Consider the following 26,601-nt stretch of genomic DNA (forward strand, 5'->3'; position numbering starts at 1 on the left):
AAAACTTGCTTTTGGGTAATATGACATTGTCAGGAGGAAAACCCGATGCGAATCACCATCTTAGCCGATACCCATATGCCGCGCATGGCAAAGATATGGCCGCCCGCACTGCTTCCCTATCTGGAGCGGGCTGACCATATCCTCCATGCAGGAGATATCCAGGACAGCCGCGTTTTGGATTCACTTGCAGCTTATGCTCCCGTGACAGCTGTTTTCGGAAACATGGACAGCTCTGGATTGATGGATAAATTGCCTAAAAAACAGCTGCTGGATTTTCATGGACTCAAAATCGGTCTGACTCATGGGCATGGAAAAGGAAAAACGACTGAACAGCGGGCGAAAGCGGAATTCGAAGGGGAAGCGATCGATCTGCTTATCTATGGGCATTCCCATATTCCCGTCCATAAGGAGGAATCGGGTCTCGTTCTGTTCAATCCAGGATCTCCAACGGATAAACGGCAGCAGGAACAATTCTCATTCGGGGAGCTGATCGTGGAGGAAGATGGTACATGGTCTCTGAAGCATATTTTTTATAAGGATAAGAAAGGATGAATCTAGATGGATTTCACAAATAAAGTAGTGGTTGTAACCGGTGCTGGAAATGGTATCGGAAAGGCAGTTGCTCACGCGTATTCCCAAGCAGGGGCGAAAGTAGCGGCGATTGATTTGGATCGAACTGCTGCTGAACAGACTGTGCAGGAAATGACAGGTGAAGGGCTTGCCCTCCAAGCTGATTTGCGGCTTCACAACGAAGTGACCGACTTCATGAAGAAAGCCTTCGACCATTTTGGACAGATAGATATCCTGATCAATAATGCCGGTATCAGTGAATTCAAAAATATGTTTGAACTGACTGTTGAAGAATGGGACTCGATCATCAATACCAATTTACGCGGCACCTTCCTGGCAAGCAGGGAAGCTGCTGCTTATATGAAGAAGAGCGGAAAAGGCGGATCGATCGTGAATATGGCCTCTACCCGTGCAACGATGTCCGAGCCGGACACCGAGGCTTATGCTGCAACAAAAGGCGGCATCACAGCCCTCACACATGCACTTGCCATGTCCCTGCAAAATGACTATATTACTGTCAACAGCATCAGCCCCGGCTGGATTGAGACCAAGGAATATGACAGCCTCCGCCCTGTCGATCATGATCAGCATCCCTCCAAGCGGGTCGGGGCACCATCCGATATCGCAAGAGCGTGCTTATTCCTTACATCAGCGGAGAATAATTTCATCAACGGCGAAAATCTCGTGGTGGATGGCGGCATGACACGGAAAATGATGTATGAACATTAAAAAGACAATGCCCTCGGGCATTGTCTTCTTTTTTAGCCTCTTCCTGCTTGGAAGCTCGGATATTTGGTCATCCCGCCATCGGCAAACAGTGTAATACCTGTTACATAGCTGGATTCATCGGAAGCGAGCCAGGCTGCCACTGCCGCAATTTCCTCAGGCTTGCCGATATATCCCATTGGGATCATGCTCTCCACGTCGGCTTTCTGTTTTGGATCTGCGAACTTTTCTGCATTGATCGGGGTATTGATGGCACCTGGACCAATATTGTTCACACGGATCTGCCTAGGGGCATATTCAAGCGCCAAGGTTTCCGTCAAAAGCTTCACCCCGCCTTTACTCGCCGCATAATGCGCAAACAATGGCCAAGGAATCACTTCATGGACGCTGGACATATTGATGATATTTCCTTTGACATTATTTTCGACAAAATACTTCAATGCCTCTCTCGATCCCAAGAAAGCGCCTGTCAGGTTCGTCCCGATGACACGATCCCAGTCTTTCAATGACAGTTCATGGGATGGGACAGGATTTTCAACACCCGCATTGTTTATCATGATATCAAGCTTCCCGAAAGAATCGATAGCCGTCTGGACGAGTTTCTTCACATCCTCTTCTTTCATGACATTACCCTGGATGGCTATTGCATCGCTGCCGCCATCTTTGATTTCACGGACAACCTCATCCGCCTTTTCCCCATTATTGTAATAATTCACGACAACCTTTGCGCCTTCCTGGCCGAAACGAAGCGCCATTGACCTTCCCAGACCAGTCGACGCCCCTGTGATGACAACTACTTTCCCTTGCAAACTTGGATACATAAGAAACACTCCTTTTTCATGATTTCGTATAACCTAAGAGGAACCCGGCCACAACGATCAAGACAATCCCGATACTGATACTGATCAGCTGTCCCCTGGTTTTCTTCTCCCCTAAAATGAAAATACCGCCCAATGTGGAAATGACGATGCCCATCTGGGATAATGAAAAGCTTGTCGCAACCCCGACACGCGGCTGCGAAATGAACAGGAACATATTCCCGGTGGCCCAAATCAGGCCAGGAAGTATATTCTTCACTGTGTACATGTCATACGGTCTGTATTTCACGGTGAGTATGATGCCGCCTGCCACCATGCCGACAGCCTGCGGGAATAAGGCAGTCCATCCATCCACCCCGAACAATCTGGCGATGACCACATAGACGAGATAGCCTATTGTCGAGATGGCAAGGAACACCAGCCCTTTGCGGAAAGCTCCCCTGCTCTCCTCGTCCTCTTTCTCTCCCTTGGCGCGTTTGGAAGTAAGGATCGCTCCAACGATGATCAGCACCAGCGCCAGGATTCCAAGAATGACAGAACGGGTCGTGTTCCATTCTCCGAATACGATCACACCAAACAATGATGTGGAAACAAGCTGTGCGCCTGTAGAAATCGGCATTGTCCTTGAAACGCCAATCGCATGGATGCTCTTCAGCTGGAAGGTTTGGCCAAGCGACCAGAACACCCCGGATAAGAATCCAATTAAAAAGATGAATCCCGTCAGTTCCGGACGCACAAAGAAATACAAAACGATGGAAAGCAGCAGGGCCCCGATCGTTGTACCCAGAATCTGGTGATAAGGGCTTCCTCCGAGCTTGACATTGAATAATACGATACTGCCCCAAAACAATGCGGGCAGGACGGCAAGAAAGATATCCATCACGTCACTCCATTTCGATTATGCTTACCCGTAGTATGACGGGCTGACTGGCATTTTATGCGATGAATTGTAATATTAAGTGCGACACCTTTTGAAAATAGAAAAGCCCATGTTTCCTCGTGTAAGATGAAGTTACCATACCTAATCTTAAACGGAGGAAAACATGAGCTATTCCCATCTTACTACAATTGAACGAGGAAAACTAGAAACACTATACAAGCTTGGCTGGTCTGCACGTCGTATCGCAAAGGAGTTAGGGAGACACCATTCGACTATTTCCAGAGAATTGGAGCGTAACAGTGAGGGCAGCTATAAAGCTGACTCTGCTGACAGAATGTATCAAAAACGACGGGAATTTTGTATTCCTAAAGGTAAATGGAAAGAAGAGCTTAGAGTGGTTATTGAGGAGAAATTAAAGCTCACTTGGTCACCTGAACAAATTCAAGGAAGGCTGGGTATCATCAGCTTCAAAACCATCTATCGTTGGATGAATCAAAGACGATTCTCTGTCGATCATCAGGTCTTCCGTCAAAAAGGAAAAAGGCAAAAACCCCGGGAAACGAGAGGTCGATTCAATATTGGTACGTCGATAAAGGAGCGTCCAAAAGATGTGAAGGACCGAAAATCGGCAGGCCATTGGGAACTAGATACAGTAGTATCAAGCCGTGGAAAAAGTAAAGGATGCTTCGGAACGTTTGCCGAACGCAAAACGCGTTTCTTTCTCGCAGTTAAAATGAACGATCGAAGTGCACGCTCTATGAAGGAAGCTATCTCACAAGTGGCAGCTTCTATGCCTAAGGAAATATTTAAGACAGCGACCACAGATCGAGGGAAAGAATTTGCTTGTTATCAAGAAATCGAAAATGAAATGGATATCTCGGTTTACTTTGCCGATCCGTATGCCCCATGGCAGCGAGGAACCAATGAAAACAGTAACGGGCTGCTTCGGGAGTTCTTCCCAAAGAAAACAGACTTAGCCTCTGTTTCAGAAGATGAAATCCACCAAGCACTATACCTAATTAATCATCGCCCGCGAAAAATATTAGGATGGAAAACTCCTTACGAGGCTTTCCAGGAGGAACTGTCGCATTTAGATTGACAAACTATCATGCATAAAAAAAATCCAAAGCGTAATCGCTTTGGATCAAGCACGCTGAAGCACCTCCGGGCGGTCCAGCTCATATAGTCTCCGATAATGCGAGGATTCCTGAAGCAGTCGTGCATGTGTTCCGCGCATTTTTATTTTCCCTTCTTCCAGGAAGATGATTTCATCCATTTGCTCCATCCCCACGAGATGATGTGTCACCCAGATCAAGGATTTACCAGCCAAGCTGGTAAAAATCGTATCCAGCAAGTCCCGTTCGGTAATCGGATCAAGTCCTACAGTCGGCTCATCCAGCATGACAATCGGTGTATCCTGAAGCAGGACACGCGCCAAAGCAATTCGCTGCCGTTCGCCGCCAGAGAAACGCTGACCTGTTTCCTGCATCGATGTCTGATATCCTTCCGGCTGACTGGCGACTAAATCATGGAGCTTGACTTGTTTCATCACTGCTTTCACTTCTGCTTCCGTTGCCGATTCATTTGCCAGCAGCAGATTATTGGCAACACTTGTATAGAAAAGATATGGATTTTGATTCAAAACCGATACAAGCTTTGTCATATCCCTTCGGATTGCAGCTGCTTTGTATCCATTGAGTTGAACAGATCCCGCATCGGGGACAAGCATCCCTTGCAGCAGCTTGAGCAATGTCGATTTACCGGCACCGCTTTTACCGATGATGGCAATCTTTTTACCTTGAGTCAGTTCGAGTGACAGATTTTTGATGACCCTTCCCTGCTGCTCATAACCGAAGCTCACATCATCCATCGTCAGCTGCACATTTTCCAATGAGCCCTCATAGGACTCAGGCTCAGCAGCTGTTTCCTGATCCGCTTCCAGCTTGGTGACGCGGTTCAGGGATTCTTCATAGCGAGGATACTTCTCCACCGCATTGGAAACTGGCAGAATCGCCTCTGACAGCGGTATGACGACAAGGACGAATGCAGCAATGAATACACCCGCAATCCTTCCATCCGCAAAAAGGCTGGCGCCGAAAGCCAGCATCGTGACAAGCATGGCAGCAACGATCACCTGCCCGATGAATTCACGGTAATAAGACCAGTTCTTCGACCGTTTATCAAGCATATCCTGTGTACCCTGACGCTTATAGAACCGGCTGAAGAATTGCTTCTTCTGACCGCTCAGCAGCCAATCATGGATACCGAGGAAACCATCCGTCACATATTGATAGAGCTCATCCTTATCCTTCTTGTATGCCTGGTTCACCGCACGCATATGCAAAAGGGAGAAAATCGGCATCACGACAACCAATACAAAGAAATATATCGCCATTAGCACTGCAAAGCCAGGACTGAAAAACCCGAGTGCACAGATACTGATGACATACAGGAGGACGGCAGATGCAGTCGGAAGAACCGTGCGTAAATAAAGATCCTGCAGACTTTCGATATCCTCGGCCAAAATGCCGAGCACTTCGCCTGTTTTCAACGACTTACTCGTCGCTGCTTTCGGCTCGACCAGATGATACAGACGCGTCCGCATCTTCGCCAGCACACGGAGGATGAAATCATGACTGACCAATCGTTCGGAATAGCGGAATACCGATCGTCCGAGCCCGAATGCCCGGACAAGGACAATCGGCACATACACGAGCAGGATATTCTCCGGCCGAAGCGATGATTTTGAAATCAGATAGCCAGATGTGAACATCAGCGCCGCAGCTGATCCCACAGTCAGCATACTGAGCAGCAGAATGGTCAGCATACGATATTTATAACGTTTGACATATGGCATGATCCAGTCACGATGCTTCATGATTATCCCCCATTTGTGCTTGCAGCAAACGGACATATAAGCCGCGGTTTGCCATCAATTGTTCATGTGTGCCGCTCTCAGCTATTCTGCCGTTTTCCATGACGACGATCACATCCATTTCCTGCATCCAATGCAATCGATGCGATGCGAAGAACAACAATTTATCCGAAGCGAGCTCCTTGATTACTTCCTTCAATTCATATTCCGTTTCGATATCAAGCTGCGCTGTCGGTTCATCCAAGAGGACGATGGGGCGGTCACTCAAAAATGCCCTGGCCAGCACAACACGCTGTGCCTGCCCGCCGCTCAAGGAGCGGGCTCCTTCACCAATCAAGGTATCGGAACCTTCAGGCAGCTTATCTACTACATCACGCAGCCCGGCATGATCAATCGCTTTTTCCACTTGGTCGTCCGAAGCCTCCGGCGCATAGAATCGCACATTATCCTTGATGCTTCCTTGGAAGATGAATGGATGCTGCGGGATGTAGGCCGTTTGTTTCTGCCACGTATCGGCGGTGAAATCCACAGGCTTTCCATCCAGCTCCATCCGACCGGCTGCAGGATCGATAAAACCACTGAGCAAATCAATGAAAGTCGATTTTCCTGCACCGCTCGCTCCAATCAATCCGATTTTCTGATTTCCCTTGATCCTTAACATGATGTCTGACAGAGCAGGACGATCATTGTCATACATAACCGTCACATCCTGTAAGGCAAGTTCACTGTTTTCTTTCCAAATACCTGCTTCTTTCCCTTGGTGCTTTTCATCGGCCAGCTTGATGACAGAAAGCATTTGATCGCCAGCATCCTTGCCATCGAGCGTTGCATGATAATCATTCCCCACCTCGCGAATCGGCAGGAAATACTCTGGCGCCAGCAGTAAAATCATCAATGCCGGTTCGAGCAGGAGCGTCCCATCGATCAATCGAAGCCCCAATGTCACCGCAACGAAAGCAATTGCCAGCTGTGTGAATAGATCCAGTGCAAACGTGGAAAGGAACGCGATCCGCAATGTACCCAAGGTGGATTTGCGATACTGCCCGCTCACCTTCTCGATCGTCTCCCCATGCGCCTTGCTCCGCCCGAGGAATTTCAATGTTTCCAATCCTCGCAGTGAATCCACGAAGTGATTGGATAGCATACGATATGCCTTCCACTGACTGTCCATCTTCTTCTGGGCAGCCAAGCCGAGCAGGATCATGAAAGCAATCAAAATAGGAATGGTGACCAGCAGGATGATCGCTGAAATGTCATCGTGCATCCAAATATAAATCAATACAAGCCATGGCGTGATCATATTGGACACAAGCTTTGGCAGGAACAGCTCCAGATAATCGCGCAATTTTCCTGCTCCCTCCAACAAGAAAGTGACCAGATTCCCGGTACCTTCCTGTCTTGTATAGCGGGGTCCAAGTTTGAATACACTCTCCAGGAATGCCTTTCGCATATCCTCGACAGTTGCCTCTGCAAAGCGGAAACACACTTTCTTGATGATCAGCTGCAATAGCTGTCTAGCAAGAAAGGCTGCTATAAAGCAGCCTATAAGTGGGATTTGAGATTGAAAACTTTCACCATGGAATAGGTGCGTAATGGTCTCCGCAAGCCATTTCGCCTGAAAGATAATGGCCACAGCTTGCGCAAGCGTCAATGCGGAGAGCCCTAGCAGCACCGTTTTTATTCCTTTATAAGCCATTAAATTTCTGCCCATTAGTATTCCATATGCTCCTTATGATCCACTCGTTTACGGAAAACGTAGTAGCTCCAGATTTGATAGCCTAATACGAATGGCAGCAATGCCAAACTGATATAGGTTATGACTTTCAAAGAGTAATCTCCTGAAGACGCTGATTGCACCGTCAAACTATATGCTTCACTGATGGAACTAATCATTACCCGTGGGAACAGACCGATAAACACGGAAGCGATCAGCAGGATCATGATCAAGCCTGACATCAAAAATGCCCAGCCATCTCGTTTGCGTGTGATGAAATAACCCGATGCGATGTAAACGAGAACACCGACCATGAATAGATACTCCAAAATATTGCCATGGACACTGAACATGTCCGTTTTGAAGAATGTCATACCAAGGAATGCCACCAGTAAAATCGCGTTGATGGGCAGCAAGCTCTTCGCTGCTTTGCGGCAGCGTTCACGCAATGTGTCCATCAACCGTAGTGTACCGAAGATAAGGCCATGCCATGCACAAAGCATGGTGAGTGTCACACCGCCAAGAACGGTATAAAAGTTGATGACATCGGATACTCCGGCATGCATTGTCATATTTTCGTCAATCGGCACTCCTTGAATCAAGGCTGTGAACATGATGCCGAAAGTAAGCGGCGGGATGATGCTGCCAAACAGAATCACCCAGTCCCATGTTTTTCGCCAAGTCGGATGCTCCGCTTTGCCGCGGAACTCGAACGCAACACCGCGCCCGATCAATCCGAAGAGAATGAACGCGAAACAGAGATAAAATCCGCTCAGCATGGATGCATACCAATTTGGGAATGCAGCGAACATCGCACCGATCGCTGTGATCAGCCATACTTCATTGGCATCCCAGTATGGACCGATTGAATTGATGAACGCGCGTCTTTCCAAATCATTTTTGGCTACAAACTTACTTGCCATTCCGACTCCGAAGTCGAAGCCTTCCAGGAAGAAGAAGCCAACGAACAAGACAGCAACGAGAATGAACCAGAATTCATTAAGAGAAAGCATGTTGACCCTCCTTCGTGAACGGATCTGCAATCGGGTCTGTCTTCTCGATATCGTGGTCCGGCCCTTTCTTGATTTCACGGACGAACAAAGTGATCATGACCGCAAACAAGATCAGATACAAAACAGAGAAAGTGATGAGGGAGAATAATACTTCTCCTGCAGTCACCCCTGCGCTGACTGCATCCTCTGTTTTCATATAACCGAATACAACCCATGGCTGACGACCAATTTCCGTCATGATCCAGCCTGCCGAACTTCCGATGAATGGGAAGCTGATGGCTATGATCATCAAACGCAGATACCATTTACTATTGATAAGTTTTTTACGTGCATACAAGTACGCTCCCCAGATGGTAAGGGCAGCTATTGCACCGCCAAGTACAGACATGACACGGAAACTCCAGAATGTCGTTTTGACCGGCGGCATGTAATTGCCAGGTCCATATAGATCTTCATAACGTTCCTGAAGTGTATTCATACCTTCGACCGAACCTTTGAATTCCCCATAAGATAAGAAACTCAACAGGTACGGAATTTTTAGCTCGCCCGAATTTTCTTTCGCTTCTGTATCGATATTGGCGAAAACAGTCCATGGAGCCGGATCGGCACTGTCTTCCCAAAGGCCTTCACTGGCAGCCATTTTCATCGGCTGTGTTTCCACAAGATATAGTGCCTGTTCGTGCCCGGACAGCGCAATACCGATACCGCTGATCAAACCGACGATGATCGCCACTTTAAAGGAACCTTTATAGAATTCCACATGCTTCTTACGCAGGAATGCGATGGCACTTATACCGGTGATGAACAAGGCTCCGGTTGCAAATGATCCCAAGATAGTATGCGGGAATTCAACCCAAAGCTGGCCATTTGTCAGGATTGCCAAGAAATCATTCATTTCCAATCTGCCATTTTGCAGTACTTCCCCTACTGGATGCTGCATGAATGAGTTGGCTGACAGGATGAAGAATGCGGAGAAAATCGTACCTAAGGAAACAAGCCAAATACATAGGGCATGCACCCATTTCGGCAGACGATCCCAGCCGAAAATCCACAAACCAAGGAAGGTGGATTCCATGAAGAATGCCAATAATGCTTCTATTGCAAGCGGTGCACCGAAGACATCCCCTACGAAACGGGAATATTCCGACCAGTTCATTCCAAATTGGAATTCCTGCAGTATACCGGTCACGACACCGACTGCAAAGTTGATCAGGAATAAATGTCCCCAGAACTTCGCCATTTTTTTGTACTTATCATCTTTTTTGACAACGTACAGAGTTTCCATGATTGCTATGATGAATGCCAATCCTATACTCAATGGAACGAATAGGAAATGGAACAATGTCGTTGATGCAAACTGGATTCGCGAAAGCTCTACAACATCCATTTTGCCGCCTTCTTTCTTTGTCATATTTTATCGGAAACTATGTGAAATTAGTCACATTGTCCTGTTACGTTTAGTATACTCCCCTATTCCTATTTGTGATTGTGAAATATTGAACAAATTGTGGCGTAATCGTCACAGCTTTGTTAACAAATAAAAAAATCCCTTTGGAAAGGGATTTTCTAGTAGTTCATATAAAATGATCGTAGGTAATTAATTCCTTGATGCATCCGCTAATAAACGGCTGATCGCGAAGTTTGCAGCTTCTGGCAAACCAAGCGTGAGAGCCTGCTTTAAGTATGAAGGATCTGCAAGGCCATTGCTATGAAAATAGTCTTCCATCAAAGCTCGCTTTTTTTCCTTGCCTGGCAATAGCCAATACATCACATACCAAGCTTCCATACTGCCCAGCGGCAGCAAGCCATCCTTTGTTTGTTCCTTGATGGCAGTGAATGGCATTTGGATGACATTGGTTTCATATAGAATTGCAAAGTCAGTCATCAAATCCACCTGCAAACCATCCGACATCCCGAAGGTTATGCAAGCTCTTGTTAAAAAGATACCTTGGGCAGGTTTATCTTCATATGTGACAGCACTTGCCTGAAGCACTTCCTTCGCGCAAGCAAAGCACTCTCTTTCAACTAGTATATCGACATCATTCGGGCATACAGGCAGTCCTTTCAGATACAGGAGGAGCGAACCGCCGATAGCATAGGAGATACCGCGGGCTTCCAGTAATTCCAAAACTGGTTTGAAATGCAATGCATCGTCTTCCTTCCAGTGTATTATAAGTCTTTGATATACCAAACATCACATGCGTAATGCTCCGTTTCACTTAATGGCTTGTCCATACGCCGAAATCCATTCTTCAGATAAAAGCGGTTTGCAGCGGCCATACTGCTTAACGTTTCAAGATAACAGCGACGATAATGCCGGCGGGCAAAGGTAAGGGCTGTCTGCAATAAATCATGGGCTATACCTGTTCCGCGCGTATCTTTGGCCGCATACATCTTTTGAAGCTCACAAACTTCCGGATGTCCGGGAATGGGCCCGATTCCGCAGCCCGCAACGATCTTACCTTCCTGCTCCACCACCCAATATCTCGAGCCTGGCTTCTGATACAGGGAATGGAAACGGCCAAGATCAGGATCACTCCAGGCTGTTCCTGGCTTATCGGCTCCGAATTCTTTCAAGCAAGTCCGAATCAGCTGCTCGACTGGCTGATTATCTCTCTCAGCTATTTCTCTGATGTTCATCTTTCCACCCCTTAAGCTTCCCTTTCAAAGATCAGTTCGATGCTGAGTGCCATCCCATCATAACCCGGAATTGGGTTCATGCTATGTAAACGCCAGCCATCCCGGGCATATTCTTGGACAACTTTCCGATAATCCTTCTTCATCTTCCCGGTTAATGCTTTCATCTCAATTGTTTCAAACGCATATGTCATCATATCTGTTCCCCCTTTTCCTCTATTACGGTTTAGTCTGCCAAAAAGTTTCCTACAGCCTCTTCACCAAATAGGATTGGGTACAGCCGATTGGGTGATCCTCCACCTTACCGAACACTATATAGCCATGCTTCTGATAGAATCCCAAGCCCATTGATTTCCATGCCGCATGGACAAGCTCTGCCTCCTCCGTGTACTTCCAGAAGCGGTGTCATCCACGAATACGTACAGAACCATAAAGCAGCTATCCTCATTTTATGAACGAGCGTTTTCTTCATTTAATTCCCACCTTATTTTACCATCAAAAATGGATACAAAAAAAACCAGACATATCAGTGTGATGTCTGGTTTACAGTGTCTCCCGCTTTTCCAAATGGAGACCTATTTTATGGAGCGCACGCTCCAAATTGGCTTCTATGATGATTTCCTTCAATTCCATCTGCAAAGATAGGGCCTTCAGAGCCAAATCCGGGTGAAAGCCGGTCAAGATCGGTGTCACGCCGGTCAGCTTTAATAAGGTGGCTATCTTCAGTAAGGAATTGCTCACAACATGATCAATCTGCGAAATACCCGACAAATCTATCACAAGGTAATCAAGATTCATCTCTTGACTTTTTTGCAGAGATAGCTGGATTATTTTCTCAGCTCTCTCTTTATTGATGAATCCTATAATCGGAAGCACAGCGACTCCTGACGTAATTGGAACAAATGGCGCTGATAAATTCTGAATCTGCTGATTGGCATTATCAAGCTCCAGTACAAAAGTCAAAAGTGAAGCCATCGTTTCAAAGAGACGGATATGTTCTTCGGTAAACGGAAAGATATGTGTGTCCAGCCCGCAGATGGTCCCATAAATCTCCCCATTTTCAAAATAAATGGGGATTCCGATAAAGCTGCCGCCACCTAAACCCTTTACGACATCAAGCGATTGAGATAGTTCACTTTTGGATAAGTCGGGGATGATCAATATTTCTTTCCCATGATCGACACTCAGCTTGCATAATGTCTCATCAAAAGGCAGTATTTCCCCCTGTTGCAGCAGCTCTTCCTTCTGATTGATGACTGTGATTATTTCATTTTGGACTTTGTCATTTTTGGCGATGAATAGTGTATTGATCTTCACGAATTCGCTGATGATCTCCAGCACCCCTTGTGCTGCTTCCTCGAAATTATCAAAAGCCCTGACATTCTTAGCCATCTCTGTAACTGTTTTCATTTCCCCGTACCTTTCTTCCTAAACATAATTCGAATGGTATTCCTTTACCCTAACCAGGTTATGTTATAACATCCTTCCGAAGAAAAGTCAGAATAAAAAAAGCGTGCTGGCACCAGCACGCTTTCCATATCAATTCGCTTTTTTATATGCTACCGTTTCGGTTTCTGTTCCGTGTGCAAATTGCTGTTCGTCTTTTTTGACCATTTTCATCCAGGCTGTAAAGCAGCCAACAACACAAGCCACTGCGAACACAATCAATAGATAAATCATTTGTGCACCTCACATAATCATTTGATTACGATTATGTCACGGATTTGCACAGAGAGAAAGCATTTGTGATTTTATTCACAAATCTTACAAATTTAGCGGTCACATTCCTGTCACAATCAGCCGCTTATTTTAACCAAATATCTGCCTCTGGCATTGCCTTCCAATAAATTAGGCAATGCTTCCGGTAATTGGTCCAGCGTCAATTCTTCCAGTACGAAACGCTCTAAATCACTAGGCTTGAAAGCAGTAGCCAGCTGCATCCAAATCTTTTCGCGAGTTGGTTTCGGGCAATAAACCGAATCGATGCCAAGCAAATTAATACCGCGCAGGATGAACGGATAGACAGTCGTCGGCACCTTGCCCCCGCCTGTCAAACCGCTCACAGCGGCGGAACCGTTATACTTGAGCTGGCTGAGGACCGATGCGAGCGGTTCCCCGCCTACCGGATCGACTGCAGCTGCCCATCTCTGACTGGCAATCTGCTTGAGATTTCCATCATACACTTCATCCCGGGAGATGATCCGGGCAGCTCCAAGTCCTTTAAGATAGTCCTCTTCCTCCTGTTTACCGGTACTGGCTTCCACCTCGAAACCAAGTTTGTGAAGAATGGCTACAGCAAAGCTGCCTACTCCGCCGGTCGATCCGGTAACGAGCACCGGGCCATTCCCTTTATCAAGCCCGTTTTCCAATAGGCGCTGGACAGAAAGTGCAGCTGTAAAACCGGCAGTACCAATGATCATCGCTTCCCTTGTGGTCATCCCTGCCGGCAGCGGTACGATATAATCTGCTGGCACCTTGGCATACTCGCTATAACCTCCGTGACGGGAAACTCCGATTTCATAGCTTGTCGCAATGACGTGATCCCCCTGCTTGAAGCGCTCGTCTTCAGAAGATACAACTTCCCCAGCCAAATCGATTCCCGGAACGATCGGGTAAGTCTTGACGACATTTCCATTTGGAATCGTCGCAAGACTATCCTTATAGTTGACACCGGAATAATGGACCTTGATCAGTACTTCCCCTTCCGGCAATTGATCGACTGTCAGATCTTTCACCTGTACGGAAAAATCTTCGCCTTGTTTTTCTGCAACCAATGCTTTGAATGACTCTTTCATCTGCAAAACCCTCCTATTTATATATCCCATACTAGTCTTTTTCATATCCAGACACAATTTATGCGCATTCGTTCCTCAATCATTTTCGTATACCCCTTTTACATCCCAAATAAAACCGGAAGATATTCTATCAAAATCTTGTCAAGTGATATGGCAAGTCATGGGCACTGTATGATATAATCTCGTGGTCTATCAGAGAAGAAACTACTACTTGAAGGGGGTTAACAGATGAAACAGATGAAGCAGCATTTCCTTAGAGACCTGGCATTCCTGGCGGCCGGTTCCTTTCTGTTCGCGCTGGCAGTGAACCTCTTTGCCATCCCGAGTGAACTTGGTGAAGGCGGTGTCACAGGTATCACCATCATCTTGTTCTATGCATTGGGATGGGCGCCAAGTATCATGAACCTGATCCTGAATGGACTTTTGCTCATCATAGGCTACCGTTTTCTCGATAAGCAAACCGTCTTCTATACAATCATTGTCATTCTATTGAATTCTTTCTTCCTTCATCTAACCGAGAGCTGGGGGATTGCTTCAGACCAAGTGCTTGTGAATGCCATTTTCGGCGGAGTATTTGCCGGAGTCGGGATCGGGCTTGTCCTCAAAGTCGGGGGAACGACAGCAGGCACCGCAATCCTTGCCCGGCTGGCAAATAAATATCTGGACTGGAATACAAGCTTCGCTTTGCTGTTTTTCGATTTGATTGTCGTGGCAGCCTCCTGGTTCATCATCGGAACGGAAAAACTGCTCATCACGGTAATCATGCTTTATATCGCTACCAAGGTTATGGAATTCGTCATCGAGGGATTGAATCCGAAGAAAGCAGTCTTCATCATTTCCAATCAAAAAGATACGATTGCCAAAACGATTTCCACACAGCTTGACAGAGGCGTCACACTGCTGGAAGGACGCGGGTATTATACGCAGAACCAGAAAGAGATACTCTATGTCGTCATAAATAAACAGGAATTGCTCCCACTGAAGAAAATTGTCCGATCCATCGATACAAAAGCATTCATCACCTTGTACGATGTACGCGATGTATTTGGTGAAGGATTCATGGATATCACCAAATAAATCGAAGCGAACCCAAGGGAATCTGGGTTCGCTTTTTGGTTTTTTTGAGGTTCCATGCCTTGGCAAAGGACTGGCATTGTATGCCAAGAAATTTTATAATGAGAGTTGGATAATAAAATGCACCAAGAAGGAGTACGAGATCATTGGACAAGATAGAGATCGGCGGCCTTCAGTTTGGTTGGGAACTGGAAAAAGGCAAATTCACATATGAAAATGAAGATGCGGTACTGTTTTGGATTTCCAGTGCCATGCGGGAATTTTTTGATACGATAGAGGAAATATCAGGGATGGAAGTCTCCAATCTTGTTTTTGAAACGTCTGGATATCGGCAGGGACTGGTCGTAGGTAAATATTTTCAGGACAAGCCTGATGTCGATCTTCATAAAGCTGCCGAACTGATTACGAATACGTATGCATCAGCAGGATGGGGCAGAACGAAAATCACGAATCTTGATCTTGAAAAACATACGCTGACAGCTGAGCTGATCGACAGCTGGGAGCACAAGATAAATGTCGCGCAAGGAAAAACCGAAGGCGGCTCCTTCCTTCCTGCGCATTATGCCGGTATCTTCAGCGGCATGTTCGAAACAAACATCTGGTACGAGGTAGAGCATTATCAATTGGAAGGTCATGAAAGTACCATCATCCACTACTTTCCTTCGGAGATAACTGTTACAGAGAATATCCATCAGCTGGCCCGTAAAAAAGAATCACAGCATATCATGGAATTGGAAGCGATTGTCGAAGATAAAACCAGGGATTTGAAGAATCTTGTAAGCGAGCTGTCATCTCCGATCATTCCGGTACTGGATCATGTCGTTGTCGTTCCGCTGATCGGGAAATATGACGAGGATCGATCTAAGGAGCTGCTCTTTAAAACACTGGAAAACCTGCCAGCACATAAAGCAAGATACATGCTGCTTGATTTGACAGGACTGGATAAGGACGTCAGCCAGTACACAGCCAATCTGATCAGCAAGGTTGGGTCCGCTGCATCCATGATCGGAACAAAGACATTGCTTGTAGGTATTTCCCCCGAGCTCAGTCTGCACATATCCAACTCCGGGATTTCACTCGCCTCCTTCGATTGCTTCCAAACACTGCAGCACGGAATCCATTATGCTTTAGGACAAATGGGAAAACAGATCATTTAACAGTGATAGCCCCCTTAAAAGGGGGCTATCACTATAGATTAGATACCCAATCCAAAACTGAATAATAATACTGCCAGAATGACTGCAGCCAACGGAACGCATACTGTCATCGCCCCAAAGGCCGGATATGCATCCCGGTGCGTCTCCCCAGCAATGGCCCGTATAGTGGTGACAGCGTAACCTCCATGCGGCAGGGAATCCAATGTGCCTGAAGAGATGGAAACCGTCCGGTGAAGAGCTTCCGGATCCACTCCCATATCCAGATAGTGCGGCGCCAAGATAGGCAAGGCTATCGATTGTCCGCCTGACGATGAACCAGTGAGACCTGCTATGACCATTACAGCTAGTGCGCCTCCTATCAATGGGGATCCAGGAATACTTGTCATAAAATTCACGGCATCATCGAAAGCAGGTGTTATTTTGGCAACTCCGCCAAAACCGACTACCGCCGCAGTGTTACCTATTGCAATAATTGCTCCGGTGGTACCTTCACCTACAGCATCCCAGAAATCCCTGAAATACTTCCTATTGAGCAGCCATGTAGAGATTATCCCGCCCAACAAAGCAAGTATCAACGCTGATTGTGCCAACGAGTCATGGAAGACAAAGGCAATGATCAATACAATCAGCAAAGGAATCAAGCTTTTCAGCGGATGCGGCAGGTCCTTTCTTATTTTCGTTTCATCCGTATCCCTGGCGATGAAATGTTCGCCTTTTTCAGCCGCCTTTTTAATCATCCTCATTAACCACCAGTACCCAAAGATAATCATGAAGACTGCTGTAACTAAACTTACTTCCCAGCCTGCATAAGGACTTGTTCCAAGATAGGGAATCGGAATCCAGTTCTGAATTTCAGGTGATCCGGCAGACGTCATGGTAAATGTCGTGGAACCGAAAGCCAACGCTGCGGGAATGAATCTTCTTGGTAAGTCAGCTTCCTTAAACAAGCTGACGGCCATCGGATATACGGCAAATGCCACAACGAATAAACTGACCCCGCCATAAGTCAGCACGGCAGATGCCAGTACGATGGCGAGTACGGCGTGCTTGATTCCTACCTTGGTGACGATCCAATGGGAGACACTATCAGCAGCCCCGCTATCTTCCATTACTTTTCCGAAGATTGCTCCCGCCAAGAACATAAGGTACCAAGAGGTGATGAATCCAGCGAACCCGTCCATATAACCAGTAATGAAATCTACCTGTCCATCTTCAGCAAACTGCGGGAATAACGGGATACCATTCAATACTGCGACGAATAATGCTGATATAGGCGCGACCACCAACAGATTCATGCCTCTCATCACAAGAACTGTCAGTAAAACCAGACCGCCGATCAGACCAATCATACTTAACATAATGCACCTACTTCCATAAAAGAAGTTAAACTCTATTCATTCTCCGACTCACCCTTGTACTTCCTTACACGAAGCAACGCTTGCTCTGCATGACCAGAGAAATTCTCCAGCTGGCAAAGTCTAGCAGCATATTCCCCGATATAAGCACTTTGCTCCTTGGAAGTAACTTTCTGATAGGTAACCGTTTTCAAAAACTTGCCGACCCAAAGTCCCCCGGTATATCTCGCCGCGCCTTTTGTCGGCAATGTGTGGTTCGTTCCTATCACTTTATCGCCGTATGCAACATTTGTTTCTGGTCCAAGGAACAGGCATCCATAATTTGTCATGTTCTCTAAAAAGAAGTCAGGATTCTTAGTGAGTATTTCAACATGCTCAAACGCTAATTTATCTGCTTCTTCCAGCGCTTCTTTCTCATCTTCTGCGATGATGATCTGTCCGTAATCATTCCAGGATACACTAGCTACATCTGCAGTAGGAAGAATCTTTAATTGTCTCTCGATCTCTTCGACTGTCCTTTCCGCTATTTCTTTCGAAGTGGTGATCAAGGCACCAGGAGATGTTGGTCCATGCTCGCCTTGACCAAGCAAATCTGTAGCGATAAATTCAGGATCGCTTGTTTCATCTGCAACTACCAGTGTTTCAGTCGGCCCCGCAAAAAGATCGATCCCCACGCGACCATAAAGCTGTCTCTTCGCTTCAGCTACAAAAGCGTTACCTGGTCCAACAATCATATCGACTGGTGCAATAGTTTCCGTACCAATCGCCATTCCGGCCATTGCTTGAATACCGCCTAAAATATAAATCTCATCCGCCCCAGCCTTGTGCATGGCATAAACCGTGGCCGCCGGAATCTCACCATTGATCGGGGGTGTGCAAGCTATCACTCTTTTAACACCGGCAACTTTAGCCGTCAATACACTCATGTGAGCGGATGCAACCATTGGATATCGTCCACCGGGAATATAGCAGCCAACACTTCCAACCGGAATATTCTTGTGTCCCAGAATGACTCCCGGCATTGTCTCCACTTCTATATCTTTCATTGATTTTCTTTGTTCCTCTGCAAAACGCCTGATGTTATTTTGAGCAAATTCAATATCCTGCTTTGTCTGTTCTGGAATGGATGCGCAGATTTCATTGATTTTTTCTTCTGTAAGCCGGAAACTTTCTGGCGACCACTTGTCAAATTGAAGAGACAATTCCCTGATTGCTTTGTCACCTTCATCTTCGATTTTTTGGATTGTGGATCTTACTATGCTCGCGACTTTCTCATCGTCACGCTTGATATCTTCATCCACTTTACCTTTTTTGAAATAAACAGCCACATTATCCCCTCCATAGTTTTTGCATACGTATGCAAAAACAGATCGATTAAATTTGCATACGTATGCAAATTTAATTATGTCTAGATAATAATTGAAACGCTTTCATTTGTCAAATAATTTTATCTTGTTGTAGCCCGGTGGATGAACTTGCCTTCCAGTTTAATTAATTCCGGCTCTTGTATTCGGTCTTTCAGCGTAACCAAATCAATCGCTTTCTCTACCATTTCATTAATAGGCTGAGCCCACGTAGATAACGAGTAATTGGGCCAAGAGGACATTTTGATGTCGTCAAACCCAATGACCATCGTTTTTTCAGGTATTTCTACCTTACATTCCTTCAAAGCATCCAAAGCTCCCAAGGCCGTAATATCATTTGCACCAAATATCACTTCCGGGATATGGCCTTTTTGAATCATGTTCCTAGTCAGATGGAAAGACTTTTCGTAAGTGTAATCACCTTCCTGGATTGTGATATCAGTGTCCTTGTCACGAAAGAAATCAATAAATCCATTTTGCCTGTCACGGCTGGTCGATGTATTCACTTTTCCTGTGATAAAAACTGCATCCCGGACTCCCTGGCCATATACGTAAGAACCTATCCTTTTTGCTGCATTGACATTATCGCAAACAACTGAATGGCACATCAGTTCCTTATCATGGCGATTAAACAAAATAACAGGTATGTTATTTGCAGTAAGCCTGGTGACAACGTTCGAGGATAAGAGTGCATCTGTCACAATGATTGCTTCTACATTGTATTCCAGGAAGTGATTGATTTCTTCTTGTTGAATCTCCTCATTTTCCGTATAAACAAATAATACCGAATATCCTTTTTCCTTCAGTTTTCGAGTGAATAACCCCAATACTTCATGGTAAAAGGGATTTTGGATGTCCTTCATCGCCAGACCGATCATGTTCGTTTTTTTAGTGATCAAGCCGCGAGCCAAAGCATTTGGCTGGTACTTTAACTCTTCGGCAGCCTTCATTACTTTTTTCCTTGTTTTTTCCGATACACTTGCACCTGGTGTAAAAACCCTGGATACCGTCGATTGTGATACATTTGCCAGTTTTGCAACTTCGATTGCCGATACTATTCTTCTTTCCATATCCATGCCCCATATCTATGCGTGTTTAATTCGTTTCTAAAGTAATATCATTAGATGTTACATTTCAAGACCATTCGGATAAATGGATAAACATCACCATTGGTAATCTGGTCAAATTGCTCCATCTGTTGGAACCCGACTCTTTCATAGACAGTGATCGCCCGCTGATTGAAAGCTGCTACTCTAAGGGAAATCGTCTCGGGCTGATGCATTTGTTGCACGGTTTCCACCAAAAAAGAAACAAAGGACTGTCCCAATCCTTGACCTGTCAAATCAGGCCGAATCCCAAATCCTATTTCTGCTTCTGCTTTTTCATACGTCACTGACAGGAAACCCACAAGCTTTTCCTTCTGTATAACAGCAAAAATCTTTCCTTCCCTTGCTGCCGGATTGAGGAATTCAGCCATATCTTCTTCATCCTGATCCATATCATAAAAGCTGTATGCCCCATCATATTTCCAAGTGTCCGCAATCGTTTCAGCCTGGCTTTGCGTCATTGGTACGATTTGATACACGGTCATTCATGCTCCTTCCTCGCCGCCTGCCATTCATCCATGATCTTTTGTTCACGTATTCGATTGTATCTCCGGAACACAAGATAGATACCGACCGTCACACCTATCACTATCAGCAGAATGAGTGCGGTGATGGCAACGGTGTAAAAGGATAACGCAGTCATAAGTTGTTTCTCCTTCTTCATGTAATTACTTCCATTATAGATAGAAACCACATGGCAGACCAAGCACAACTTTCATAATTTTCTTCAACCTCTTGTTCATTCCGGGAATGAAATGAATAAATATATACTTATTGGAAAAACCCGGCCACCGCCGGGTTTCGATCATTCTTTCACTTTTTCTTCCGCTTGCTTAATCTCTTCTTCCGTCGGGGTGATTGTGTTTGCCACCCATTCTTCCCGATAGGCATGATCCAATGCACTCAAACCCTTTTCCGCATCATCTGTTTTGGCATCGGGGCTAGGGAGCTTGTCCTCCCTCTCTTTATCCTGCAGATTCGATCCTGTCACCTTCTGATCGTCATCCTTCTTCCGTTTCAAATAAGAAAAGGTGCCTGCTGCTGCGGCTATTGCGACTGTCCCTCCTGCGATCCATCCGATATTTTTCTTCATCTTGTCACTTCCCCTCCACTCATTTGTGTTCAATGCCGTTTTCATCCTATATTCCTTGTTTGCGCTTTCTTCAAACCATCAAGCTTCCTGCTTCAATTCAAACTCGACAAGGTTCTCCCCTAGGACACTGAGCGTGATATGATTATCACTCATATTGATATAGCCATATTTCGAGCTCGATGTATCCGTGATGCTCTGGCGGAGATTACCCGGCACCTTACGCTCGCCATTCTTGTAGCAAGTATAGATATGATCAATCGTCACATCTGGTATATGCAGGACGTTCTTCAGATAGTAGACTGCCACTGTGTTGAACTTGATATTGGAGTTCACTTCATATCGTTCCAGGAAGTCGCGGAATGGTTCCACACCGCTCTTGCCCAGGAGATCCAGATCTTTCACCATGCTATAGGAGTCCTTGTTCCGGCGAATCGGACGTTTTTTGATGGATTGAACCCGATTGGAGTCGGCAACCGAAATATGCTGTACATTTTCTGTCTCCGGTTCTTCCGCAGCTGCCGTTTCAAAGGCATGCTCCCCAAGATAGCTTTTCACCATGATATCGAAAACCTTGCCCTGCAGATTCTCCGGGAACTTCTGTATCACTGTCGATATACGTTCCATTTCCACCACTAGTTCTTCGTAAGATGTCGTCATGATTCCCCTCCCATAGCCTTTTTCTATTTGTTTCTCTATTATTCGCACTATTTCCTGCATGAATTTCAATTTTTCTATATTGAAAGATTTATATAGTCATCATTCCACCATCCTTATCTTTTCACACCTTCTTAACATAGTGCTTTTCTATGTATGAAGAAGAGCAATCATTGCTCTTCTCCTCCCGATTCTTCAGCTGCTTTTTGTTTATCCCATAGCCGGAAAAATGGATAGTAAACCAGAAACGATAAGACAAGGATGATGATTTGTAATATCGCACCCGAAATGCTGCCGGTAATCATATATCCCTGCAAAATCGGCGGCATAGTCCAAGGTGGCACGATCCCGATCGGCTTTGCAACAAAGCCCCAGTCCATGGCCAAATACGTAATCAATACCGAAATAAGCGGTGTCACGATGAAGGGAACGATCAAAAGCGGGTTCATGACGATTGGCATACCGAACAATACTGGTTCATTGATATTGAAAATACCTGGCCCGATACTCAATCTACCAAGCTGCTTCATCTGCTGGCTTTTCGCAAATAATAGCATTGCCAGCACCAGCCCGAGCGTCGTACCGGAACCTCCGATAAAGACGATATCATTGATTTCATTCGTGACGATATGCTGTACAGGTTCGCCAAGCTCAAAGGATTTGGCATTCTCGGCTGTCAACGTCAGCCAAATCGGACCTGTCACTGCCCCGACAATTGTCGCACCATGCAAACCAGTACTCCAAAGCAATGTGATCAATAAGAAAATGATCATTGTACCAGCAAGACTCGTGCCGATCGATGTGAGCGGTTTTTGCAGCAGTACAGTGATGACATTATGAATGCTTCCAAAAGAACCGACATTCTCGACTAACAGCCTGATGCCCCAGATTACGATGATGGCAAAAAAACCTGGTATCAGAGCAGTAAAGGAGCGGGCAACCGCTGGCGGGACCCCATCCGGCAGCTTGATGACGATATTGCGCTGTACAATGAAACGATATATTTCTGTACATATCAAGGCAATCAACATTCCGACGAACAAACCTTTGCTGGTGAACATCGCCGTCTGATAAGCCGTCTCTGTAATATCCAATCCTTCCGGCGTCTTCCCTATTACGTATGTTACATACGGCGTCCCGACAAAATAAGCCGATAAAGATACAGCTCCTGCCGCAAGCGGATCAACCTTATATGACTCCGCCAGCCGATAACCGATCCCAAAGACCGCAGTCAAGGTCATCAATTCAAACGTCCCCCGATACGGATAAAGCAAGCTCTCCTTTAGCTGGGGACGATCGGCTAAGAAGTCCATATATGACTGAATGGGGAAATTGGCAAGTATCAAAAAGAACGAGCCGATGATGATAAGCGGCATCGATAATATCAGTCCATCACGAAGTGCATTCAAATGGCGCTGCTGTGCAACTTTTGCAGCTATGGGCATAACTTTCCCTTCCAAGAACTGGTTCACCTTACTCATCGCTGTACCCCCTTAACGGATTTACAGCAGTTTATGTAAACGCTTTCAATTTTGTTTTTGTATTTTTGCCCAAATATCGCGATACACTTTTGGGAGTATAGCATGCTGCTGTGCATTAATTGAGGCATCATCCATATAAAGATTCATTTTATCCTTTACTAGGTATATCCGTTATTTAAATGGCAATAGGTAACTATAATCCCCCCTAAAAAAACAAGAACCGTCCATCACCTTGCCTGAACGGTTCTATCCATTATCATGCTGAATCTATTCAAGTTTTTTCGGCTCTTTGAGCAACTGCTGGATGATTCCCTGCATAAACTTGTCCTGGGTCGCCGTCATGCTGCTTACATCAAATACCTCATCCAGTTCATTTAATTGTTTATTTTTCAGCTCTTTTACTTCACTATGGATTTTTTCCATCTTCTCGTCCAGTGCAGCTGCTGAATCTGCAGCTTCTTTCAGTTCAGTTGCCAGCCGGTTTGGGATTTCCTTGTCATATTTGTAGTAAATCTTATGCTCCAAACTGGCCCAGAAATCCATCGCTATTGTCCTGATTTGGATTTCCACACATACTTTTTCTTCCCTGTCGGATAAGAATACCGGTACCTTAACGATCAGATGCAGGCTCTGATAGCCGTTCGGTTTTGGATTCTGTATATAATCTTTCCGTTCTATCAGCTCGATATCCTTCTGATTCTGGATCATTTCGCTTAATGCATAGATATCCGATTTAAAAGAACAAATGATCCTGATACCGGCAATATCTTTGATATTTTCCTTTATGGAACCCAATGAAAATTCAATATTTTTCTTATAGATTTTCTTCAGGATACTTTCTGGTGATTTTAACCGGGAGCTGCAATGCTCTATCGGATTATAATCATGAATATAGGAGAATTCATCTTTCAGAATGTTGATTTTTGTATTCACTTCATCCAGGGCGAACTTATAAACGGCTGTGAATCTTGTCAGTTCCGTCCTCAATTGTTTAAGCTGCGTCAGATTCTCTTGTGTCAGTGGCTGCATCATCTGATTTCCTTTCCGATCGGCGATAGTGACTTCATACTGTCCTGTACTTAGTTTACCAATTTTTCATCATAAATGCTGGTACAAAGGAAAGAACGTCACCTTCTATATACACCATGAGCCCTAACCGGTGATAGTACGAATTGCAAGAGACTGCAGTATGATCACCAAGCGCAGCTCGCAAACAAAAAAACGAGAAAGGCCCCATCCTTTCTCGTTCATTCATCCGAATCCATCAGTCCTCAGTCACGCCGCTCCATTCCTCTTTTAAACGATTGATGTCCCTGCGCGGAGGCAAACCGAACAGCCTGGCATACTCCCTGCTGAATTGGGACACACTTTCATATCCCACATGAAGCGCCGCTTCCATTATATCTGCATCCTCATACAGCAATAGATGGCGAGCCTCCTGCAGCCTTATTTGCTTTTGAAATTGAATCGGGCTCATCGCGGTGACTTCCCTGAAATGCCGATGTAGCGTCGAAACACTCATCCCTGCAATGTCAGCAAGCTCCTCGATACGGAAGGATTGATTAAATTCCCTTCTTATGTAATGGATTACATCCCGGATACGCTGTGCATAGCTCCCCTGGATAGCCATCTGTGCCAGGGCACTGCCATGTTTTCCTTGCAGTACACGATAAAGGATCTCCTTTTTGATCAAAGGGGCGAGCACTGGGATATCCTCCGGTGATGCAAGCAGATCTGTCAGCCGGACTGCAACATCCAATATCGGATGCTCGACTTCACTCACATACATCCCTCGCTTCGGGTCCTCATCTGTAGTGAACTGCAAAGTGCCTTCTTCCATCACCTCTAATATTTCAGCTGGTGTAAATTCCATTTTCATAGCCAAATAGGGGGCAGAATCAGATGCTTCCAAAATCTGACCGGAAACTGGTAAATCCACCGAAGCCACCAAATAATGATTTGGTCCATAGAGTAGACGCTCCTGCCCTAAAAGGAGTTCTTTCTCTCCTTGCACGATGATACAGACAGACGGTTTGTAGACACTGTGTACAGGTCCGTAAGCACTTGAATGCCGAATGAAAAATAAGGAAGGGATGCTTGTTTCACAGATTCCCTCTTTCGGGGCAAAGCGCTTGATCACCTCGGCAAGTGTCGATTGCTTATCTGGAGCTGCTTTCACTATAAAACCTCCTCCTTCTCCATGTCATCTTAAATAGTATAAATCATTTCCTCCCGCGTGGCAGGATCAGGCAAATTTATGATACGAATAAGATAACGCTCTCCTATCGAATCATCGCATAATGAAAGACATACCAATCTTGGAAAGGATGTCATCTAATGAATTCGGAGCTACAGCATCATATTTCCAGCTGCATCATTCTGCCAGATCAATCTCCTTGGATTGGAGCCGATAAGGATGCTTGAAAAAAACTTCCGTATGACAGTTGAAACAGGGTTTGCACGTTATGCGGCCGCATTGGTCCATATTGCGGGAAGGTTCTCATCTGCCATTATCATGATGCACCAAGGAAAATCTGTAGATGTAAAGCATGTCCCGGATTGCATCCTGCAGATTATGAATCTTGGCATCAGTATACACAGTTCCTTTACGATCAGAGCAGATGGGATAGATGAGATACAGGCCATGGAAGCAATTACGGATCATTTGGAGGGTGTAAAGACAATCAATAGGATTTTTGACTTGAAATATAGATGATGATTTGTATCAGCGCTGTATCACAACATACTGGCGATCACACCAGCGGAATTTGCGAGCCAGATCTGCGATGGGATTTTCCCGGCTGATCGGAAAAGAAGCTCCTCCAGATTGATAGCTGCCAGCTCCCAGAAGAATCAACGTATCACATGCTTCCAGGCGGGCAGCATTTTCTTCCCCATCCCAGCATGGGTACATCTCTATCTTATCTCCATCATCCAGCTGCTCATCCACAAATCGAAATAATGCTTCATAGGCTGCCCCATCATCCTCACATTCCAGCTCATAAAGGAATGCATTGGCAATATGAGGTATGTAGCATTCCTTTCGGCGCTCAATGACAATGCTCGAATGATCTTTTTTAGTTTGACAGATACGCCAGTATTTTTCCCCCTTGATTTCATGCATTTTTTTAAAGTAAGCATTTTCAAGCATATAATCGTCTATATCCTCAGCTCGCATCCATATCGAGTTGCTTCCATGCTCTCCTTGCTTCAGTCTCTTGCCGGCTGCCAGATAATGTTTCTGTGTCATTTGTTCACCTGCTTCTTCGTTCATCTTACACATAGTATA

Annotated in this window: 30 protein-coding genes; 6 read left to right on the top strand and 24 right to left on the bottom strand. The window is 45.5% G+C overall.

Going from position 1 to position 26,601, the window contains the following annotated elements; all coding sequences use genetic code 11:
* Positions 1-45: 45 nt before the first annotated feature.
* Together MHI54_RS03405 and MHI54_RS03410 are read left to right on the top strand one after the other, a co-directional pair.
* Positions 46-552, top strand: a complete 507-nt coding sequence (locus MHI54_RS03405) for a metallophosphoesterase family protein (protein WP_198946074.1) — start codon at positions 46-48, stop codon at positions 550-552.
* A gap of 6 nt (positions 553-558) precedes the next feature.
* Positions 559-1,299: an SDR family oxidoreductase gene (locus tag MHI54_RS03410; protein ID WP_198946073.1), complete on the top strand. Its 741-nt coding sequence runs from the start codon at positions 559-561 to the stop codon at positions 1,297-1,299.
* A 32-nt stretch (positions 1,300-1,331) separates the two neighbouring features.
* Here MHI54_RS03410 and gdh read toward each other — a convergent pair whose 3' ends face one another.
* Both gdh and MHI54_RS03420 read right to left on the bottom strand, forming a co-directional pair.
* Complete coding sequence (gdh, locus tag MHI54_RS03415; RefSeq protein WP_095216792.1) at positions 1,332-2,117, bottom strand: glucose 1-dehydrogenase; 786 nt, start codon at positions 2,115-2,117, stop codon at positions 1,332-1,334.
* A 16-nt stretch (positions 2,118-2,133) separates the two neighbouring features.
* The gene (locus MHI54_RS03420; RefSeq protein WP_095216793.1) at positions 2,134-2,994 is read right to left on the bottom strand and encodes a GRP family sugar transporter; all 861 of its coding nucleotides are present in this window, start codon (positions 2,992-2,994) and stop codon (positions 2,134-2,136) included.
* Positions 2,995-3,157: 163 nt separating this feature from the next.
* Here MHI54_RS03420 and MHI54_RS03425 point away from each other — a divergent pair, with 163 nt between their 5' ends.
* On the top strand, positions 3,158-4,093 hold the full coding sequence (locus MHI54_RS03425; protein WP_340081424.1) for an IS30 family transposase: 936 nt from the start codon (positions 3,158-3,160) through the stop codon (positions 4,091-4,093).
* 45 nt (positions 4,094-4,138) lie between these two features.
* On the opposite strand, the gene cydC is transcribed toward MHI54_RS03425, so the two are convergent.
* From cydC to MHI54_RS03480, 11 genes are all read right to left on the bottom strand, one after another.
* Entirely contained in the window at positions 4,139-5,872 is a 1,734-nt protein-coding gene (gene cydC, locus MHI54_RS03430; RefSeq protein ID WP_095216794.1) for a thiol reductant ABC exporter subunit CydC, read from the bottom strand.
* The gene (cydD, locus tag MHI54_RS03435; RefSeq protein ID WP_095216795.1) at positions 5,859-7,580 is read right to left on the bottom strand and encodes a thiol reductant ABC exporter subunit CydD; all 1,722 of its coding nucleotides are present in this window, start codon (positions 7,578-7,580) and stop codon (positions 5,859-5,861) included. Before cydD ends, cydC begins: the two co-directional genes overlap by 14 nt.
* Positions 7,580-8,596 carry a cytochrome d ubiquinol oxidase subunit II gene (gene cydB, locus MHI54_RS03440; protein WP_095216796.1) on the bottom strand — a complete coding sequence of 339 codons (1,017 nt, stop codon included), beginning with the start codon at positions 8,594-8,596 and terminating at the stop codon, positions 7,580-7,582. Before cydB ends, cydD begins: the two co-directional genes overlap by 1 nt.
* Positions 8,583-9,983 carry a cytochrome ubiquinol oxidase subunit I gene (locus MHI54_RS03445; protein ID WP_095216797.1) on the bottom strand — a complete coding sequence of 467 codons (1,401 nt, stop codon included), beginning with the start codon at positions 9,981-9,983 and terminating at the stop codon, positions 8,583-8,585. The genes cydB and MHI54_RS03445 overlap by 14 nt, the downstream gene beginning before the upstream one ends.
* Positions 9,984-10,193: 210 nt before the next feature.
* Positions 10,194-10,742, bottom strand: coding sequence for a hypothetical protein (locus MHI54_RS03450; RefSeq protein ID WP_095216798.1), 549 nt, complete (start codon positions 10,740-10,742; stop codon positions 10,194-10,196).
* Between the two features lie 23 nt (positions 10,743-10,765).
* Positions 10,766-11,236, bottom strand: a complete 471-nt coding sequence (locus MHI54_RS03455; RefSeq protein WP_095216799.1) for a GNAT family N-acetyltransferase — start codon at positions 11,234-11,236, stop codon at positions 10,766-10,768.
* A gap of 11 nt (positions 11,237-11,247) precedes the next feature.
* The gene (locus MHI54_RS03460) at positions 11,248-11,430 is read right to left on the bottom strand and encodes a DUF4177 domain-containing protein (protein ID WP_095216800.1); all 183 of its coding nucleotides are present in this window, start codon (positions 11,428-11,430) and stop codon (positions 11,248-11,250) included.
* A gap of 104 nt (positions 11,431-11,534) precedes the next feature.
* The gene (locus MHI54_RS03465; RefSeq protein WP_158221570.1) at positions 11,535-11,705 is read right to left on the bottom strand and encodes a hypothetical protein; all 171 of its coding nucleotides are present in this window, start codon (positions 11,703-11,705) and stop codon (positions 11,535-11,537) included.
* Positions 11,706-11,776: 71 nt separating this feature from the next.
* Positions 11,777-12,643: a GAF domain-containing protein gene (locus MHI54_RS03470; protein ID WP_233135116.1), complete on the bottom strand. Its 867-nt coding sequence runs from the start codon at positions 12,641-12,643 to the stop codon at positions 11,777-11,779.
* A gap of 129 nt (positions 12,644-12,772) precedes the next feature.
* Positions 12,773-12,913, bottom strand: a complete 141-nt coding sequence (locus tag MHI54_RS03475; RefSeq protein ID WP_158221571.1) for a hypothetical protein — start codon at positions 12,911-12,913, stop codon at positions 12,773-12,775.
* Positions 12,914-13,029: 116 nt separating this feature from the next.
* Entirely contained in the window at positions 13,030-14,028 is a 999-nt protein-coding gene (locus MHI54_RS03480; protein WP_340082315.1) for an acryloyl-CoA reductase, read from the bottom strand.
* A gap of 237 nt (positions 14,029-14,265) precedes the next feature.
* On the opposite strand from MHI54_RS03480, the gene MHI54_RS03485 reads away from it, so the two are divergent.
* Positions 14,266-15,105, top strand: coding sequence for a YitT family protein (locus MHI54_RS03485; RefSeq protein WP_340082915.1), 840 nt, complete (start codon positions 14,266-14,268; stop codon positions 15,103-15,105).
* A gap of 143 nt (positions 15,106-15,248) precedes the next feature.
* Complete coding sequence (locus MHI54_RS03490) at positions 15,249-16,259, top strand: STAS domain-containing protein (RefSeq protein ID WP_095216802.1); 1,011 nt, start codon at positions 15,249-15,251, stop codon at positions 16,257-16,259.
* Between the two features lie 38 nt (positions 16,260-16,297).
* Here MHI54_RS03490 and MHI54_RS03495 read toward each other — a convergent pair whose 3' ends face one another.
* The 10 genes from MHI54_RS03495 to MHI54_RS03540 all read right to left on the bottom strand — a co-directional run bounded on the left by MHI54_RS03495 (position 16,298) and on the right by MHI54_RS03540 (position 25,491).
* Positions 16,298-17,617, bottom strand: a complete 1,320-nt coding sequence (locus MHI54_RS03495) for an SLC13 family permease (RefSeq protein WP_095216803.1) — start codon at positions 17,615-17,617, stop codon at positions 16,298-16,300.
* Positions 17,618-17,649: 32 nt separating this feature from the next.
* On the bottom strand, positions 17,650-18,942 hold the full coding sequence (gene hisD / locus MHI54_RS03500; protein ID WP_095216804.1) for a histidinol dehydrogenase: 1,293 nt from the start codon (positions 18,940-18,942) through the stop codon (positions 17,650-17,652).
* 119 nt (positions 18,943-19,061) lie between these two features.
* Positions 19,062-20,048, bottom strand: a complete 987-nt coding sequence (locus MHI54_RS03505) for a LacI family DNA-binding transcriptional regulator (RefSeq protein ID WP_095216805.1) — start codon at positions 20,046-20,048, stop codon at positions 19,062-19,064.
* A 50-nt stretch (positions 20,049-20,098) separates the two neighbouring features.
* Entirely contained in the window at positions 20,099-20,569 is a 471-nt protein-coding gene (locus MHI54_RS03510; RefSeq protein ID WP_340082316.1) for a GNAT family N-acetyltransferase, read from the bottom strand.
* Positions 20,566-20,727, bottom strand: a complete 162-nt coding sequence (locus MHI54_RS03515; protein WP_158221572.1) for a hypothetical protein — start codon at positions 20,725-20,727, stop codon at positions 20,566-20,568. The genes MHI54_RS03510 and MHI54_RS03515 overlap by 4 nt, the downstream gene beginning before the upstream one ends.
* Before the next feature lie 162 nt (positions 20,728-20,889).
* Positions 20,890-21,177, bottom strand: coding sequence for a hypothetical protein (locus tag MHI54_RS03520; protein ID WP_340082317.1), 288 nt, complete (start codon positions 21,175-21,177; stop codon positions 20,890-20,892).
* A gap of 78 nt (positions 21,178-21,255) precedes the next feature.
* A complete protein-coding gene (locus tag MHI54_RS03525; RefSeq protein WP_095216808.1) occupies positions 21,256-21,834 on the bottom strand; it encodes a hypothetical protein in 579 nt (192 codons plus the stop codon).
* A 167-nt stretch (positions 21,835-22,001) separates the two neighbouring features.
* Positions 22,002-23,312, bottom strand: a complete 1,311-nt coding sequence (celB, locus tag MHI54_RS03530) for a PTS cellobiose transporter subunit IIC (protein ID WP_095216809.1) — start codon at positions 23,310-23,312, stop codon at positions 22,002-22,004.
* 267 nt (positions 23,313-23,579) lie between these two features.
* Positions 23,580-24,341 carry a GTP pyrophosphokinase family protein gene (locus tag MHI54_RS03535; protein WP_340082916.1) on the bottom strand — a complete coding sequence of 254 codons (762 nt, stop codon included), beginning with the start codon at positions 24,339-24,341 and terminating at the stop codon, positions 23,580-23,582.
* Between the two features lie 235 nt (positions 24,342-24,576).
* Positions 24,577-25,491 carry an AraC family transcriptional regulator gene (locus MHI54_RS03540; protein WP_233135118.1) on the bottom strand — a complete coding sequence of 305 codons (915 nt, stop codon included), beginning with the start codon at positions 25,489-25,491 and terminating at the stop codon, positions 24,577-24,579.
* 237 nt (positions 25,492-25,728) lie between these two features.
* Here MHI54_RS03540 and MHI54_RS03545 point away from each other — a divergent pair, with 237 nt between their 5' ends.
* On the top strand, positions 25,729-26,028 hold the full coding sequence (locus MHI54_RS03545) for an HPr family phosphocarrier protein (protein ID WP_095216812.1): 300 nt from the start codon (positions 25,729-25,731) through the stop codon (positions 26,026-26,028).
* Between the two features lie 9 nt (positions 26,029-26,037).
* Here MHI54_RS03545 and MHI54_RS03550 read toward each other — a convergent pair whose 3' ends face one another.
* Complete coding sequence (locus MHI54_RS03550; RefSeq protein ID WP_340082318.1) at positions 26,038-26,562, bottom strand: hypothetical protein; 525 nt, start codon at positions 26,560-26,562, stop codon at positions 26,038-26,040.
* Positions 26,563-26,601: the final 39 nt, after the last annotated feature.

Source organism: Terribacillus sp. FSL K6-0262, from assembly GCF_037977385.1.
GTDB lineage: Bacteria > Bacillota > Bacilli > Bacillales > Amphibacillaceae > Terribacillus.

What these genes read in the sequence shown, in the direction of transcription:
- MHI54_RS03465 (WP_158221570.1), bottom strand. Translation starts at nt 11,705, where the DNA reads ATGAAGAAAACGCTCGTTCATAAAATGAGGATAGCTGCTTTATGGTTC.
- MHI54_RS03460 (WP_095216800.1), bottom strand. Translation starts at nt 11,430, where the DNA reads ATGATGACATATGCGTTTGAAACAATTGAGATGAAAGCATTAACCGGG.
- cydC (WP_095216794.1), bottom strand. Translation starts at nt 5,872, where the DNA reads ATGAAGCATCGTGACTGGATCATGCCATATGTCAAACGTTATAAATAT.
- MHI54_RS03510 (WP_340082316.1), bottom strand. Translation starts at nt 20,569, where the DNA reads ATGACCGTGTATCAAATCGTACCAATGACGCAAAGCCAGGCTGAAACG.
- MHI54_RS03545 (WP_095216812.1), top strand. Translation starts at nt 25,729, where the DNA reads ATGCTTGAAAAAAACTTCCGTATGACAGTTGAAACAGGGTTTGCACGT.
- MHI54_RS03420 (WP_095216793.1), bottom strand. Translation starts at nt 2,994, where the DNA reads ATGGATATCTTTCTTGCCGTCCTGCCCGCATTGTTTTGGGGCAGTATC.
- MHI54_RS03525 (WP_095216808.1), bottom strand. Translation starts at nt 21,834, where the DNA reads ATGACGACATCTTACGAAGAACTAGTGGTGGAAATGGAACGTATATCG.
- MHI54_RS03470 (WP_233135116.1), bottom strand. Translation starts at nt 12,643, where the DNA reads ATGAAAACAGTTACAGAGATGGCTAAGAATGTCAGGGCTTTTGATAAT.
- MHI54_RS03455 (WP_095216799.1), bottom strand. Translation starts at nt 11,236, where the DNA reads ATGAACATCAGAGAAATAGCTGAGAGAGATAATCAGCCAGTCGAGCAG.
- MHI54_RS03425 (WP_340081424.1), top strand. Translation starts at nt 3,158, where the DNA reads ATGAGCTATTCCCATCTTACTACAATTGAACGAGGAAAACTAGAAACA.
- MHI54_RS03405 (WP_198946074.1), top strand. Translation starts at nt 46, where the DNA reads ATGCGAATCACCATCTTAGCCGATACCCATATGCCGCGCATGGCAAAG.
- MHI54_RS03505 (WP_095216805.1), bottom strand. Translation starts at nt 20,048, where the DNA reads ATGGAAAGAAGAATAGTATCGGCAATCGAAGTTGCAAAACTGGCAAAT.
- cydD (WP_095216795.1), bottom strand. Translation starts at nt 7,580, where the DNA reads ATGGGCAGAAATTTAATGGCTTATAAAGGAATAAAAACGGTGCTGCTA.
- MHI54_RS03495 (WP_095216803.1), bottom strand. Translation starts at nt 17,617, where the DNA reads ATGTTAAGTATGATTGGTCTGATCGGCGGTCTGGTTTTACTGACAGTT.
- MHI54_RS03515 (WP_158221572.1), bottom strand. Translation starts at nt 20,727, where the DNA reads ATGACTGCGTTATCCTTTTACACCGTTGCCATCACCGCACTCATTCTG.
- gdh (WP_095216792.1), bottom strand. Translation starts at nt 2,117, where the DNA reads ATGTATCCAAGTTTGCAAGGGAAAGTAGTTGTCATCACAGGGGCGTCG.
- MHI54_RS03535 (WP_340082916.1), bottom strand. Translation starts at nt 24,341, where the DNA reads ATGCAGCCACTGACACAAGAGAATCTGACGCAGCTTAAACAATTGAGG.
- MHI54_RS03445 (WP_095216797.1), bottom strand. Translation starts at nt 9,983, where the DNA reads ATGGATGTTGTAGAGCTTTCGCGAATCCAGTTTGCATCAACGACATTG.
- MHI54_RS03475 (WP_158221571.1), bottom strand. Translation starts at nt 12,913, where the DNA reads ATGATTTATCTATTGATTGTGTTCGCAGTGGCTTGTGTTGTTGGCTGC.
- celB (WP_095216809.1), bottom strand. Translation starts at nt 23,312, where the DNA reads ATGAGTAAGGTGAACCAGTTCTTGGAAGGGAAAGTTATGCCCATAGCT.
- MHI54_RS03550 (WP_340082318.1), bottom strand. Translation starts at nt 26,562, where the DNA reads ATGACACAGAAACATTATCTGGCAGCCGGCAAGAGACTGAAGCAAGGA.
- MHI54_RS03480 (WP_340082315.1), bottom strand. Translation starts at nt 14,028, where the DNA reads ATGAAAGAGTCATTCAAAGCATTGGTTGCAGAAAAACAAGGCGAAGAT.
- MHI54_RS03520 (WP_340082317.1), bottom strand. Translation starts at nt 21,177, where the DNA reads ATGAAGAAAAATATCGGATGGATCGCAGGAGGGACAGTCGCAATAGCC.
- MHI54_RS03410 (WP_198946073.1), top strand. Translation starts at nt 559, where the DNA reads ATGGATTTCACAAATAAAGTAGTGGTTGTAACCGGTGCTGGAAATGGT.
- MHI54_RS03485 (WP_340082915.1), top strand. Translation starts at nt 14,266, where the DNA reads ATGAAGCAGCATTTCCTTAGAGACCTGGCATTCCTGGCGGCCGGTTCC.
- cydB (WP_095216796.1), bottom strand. Translation starts at nt 8,596, where the DNA reads ATGCTTTCTCTTAATGAATTCTGGTTCATTCTCGTTGCTGTCTTGTTC.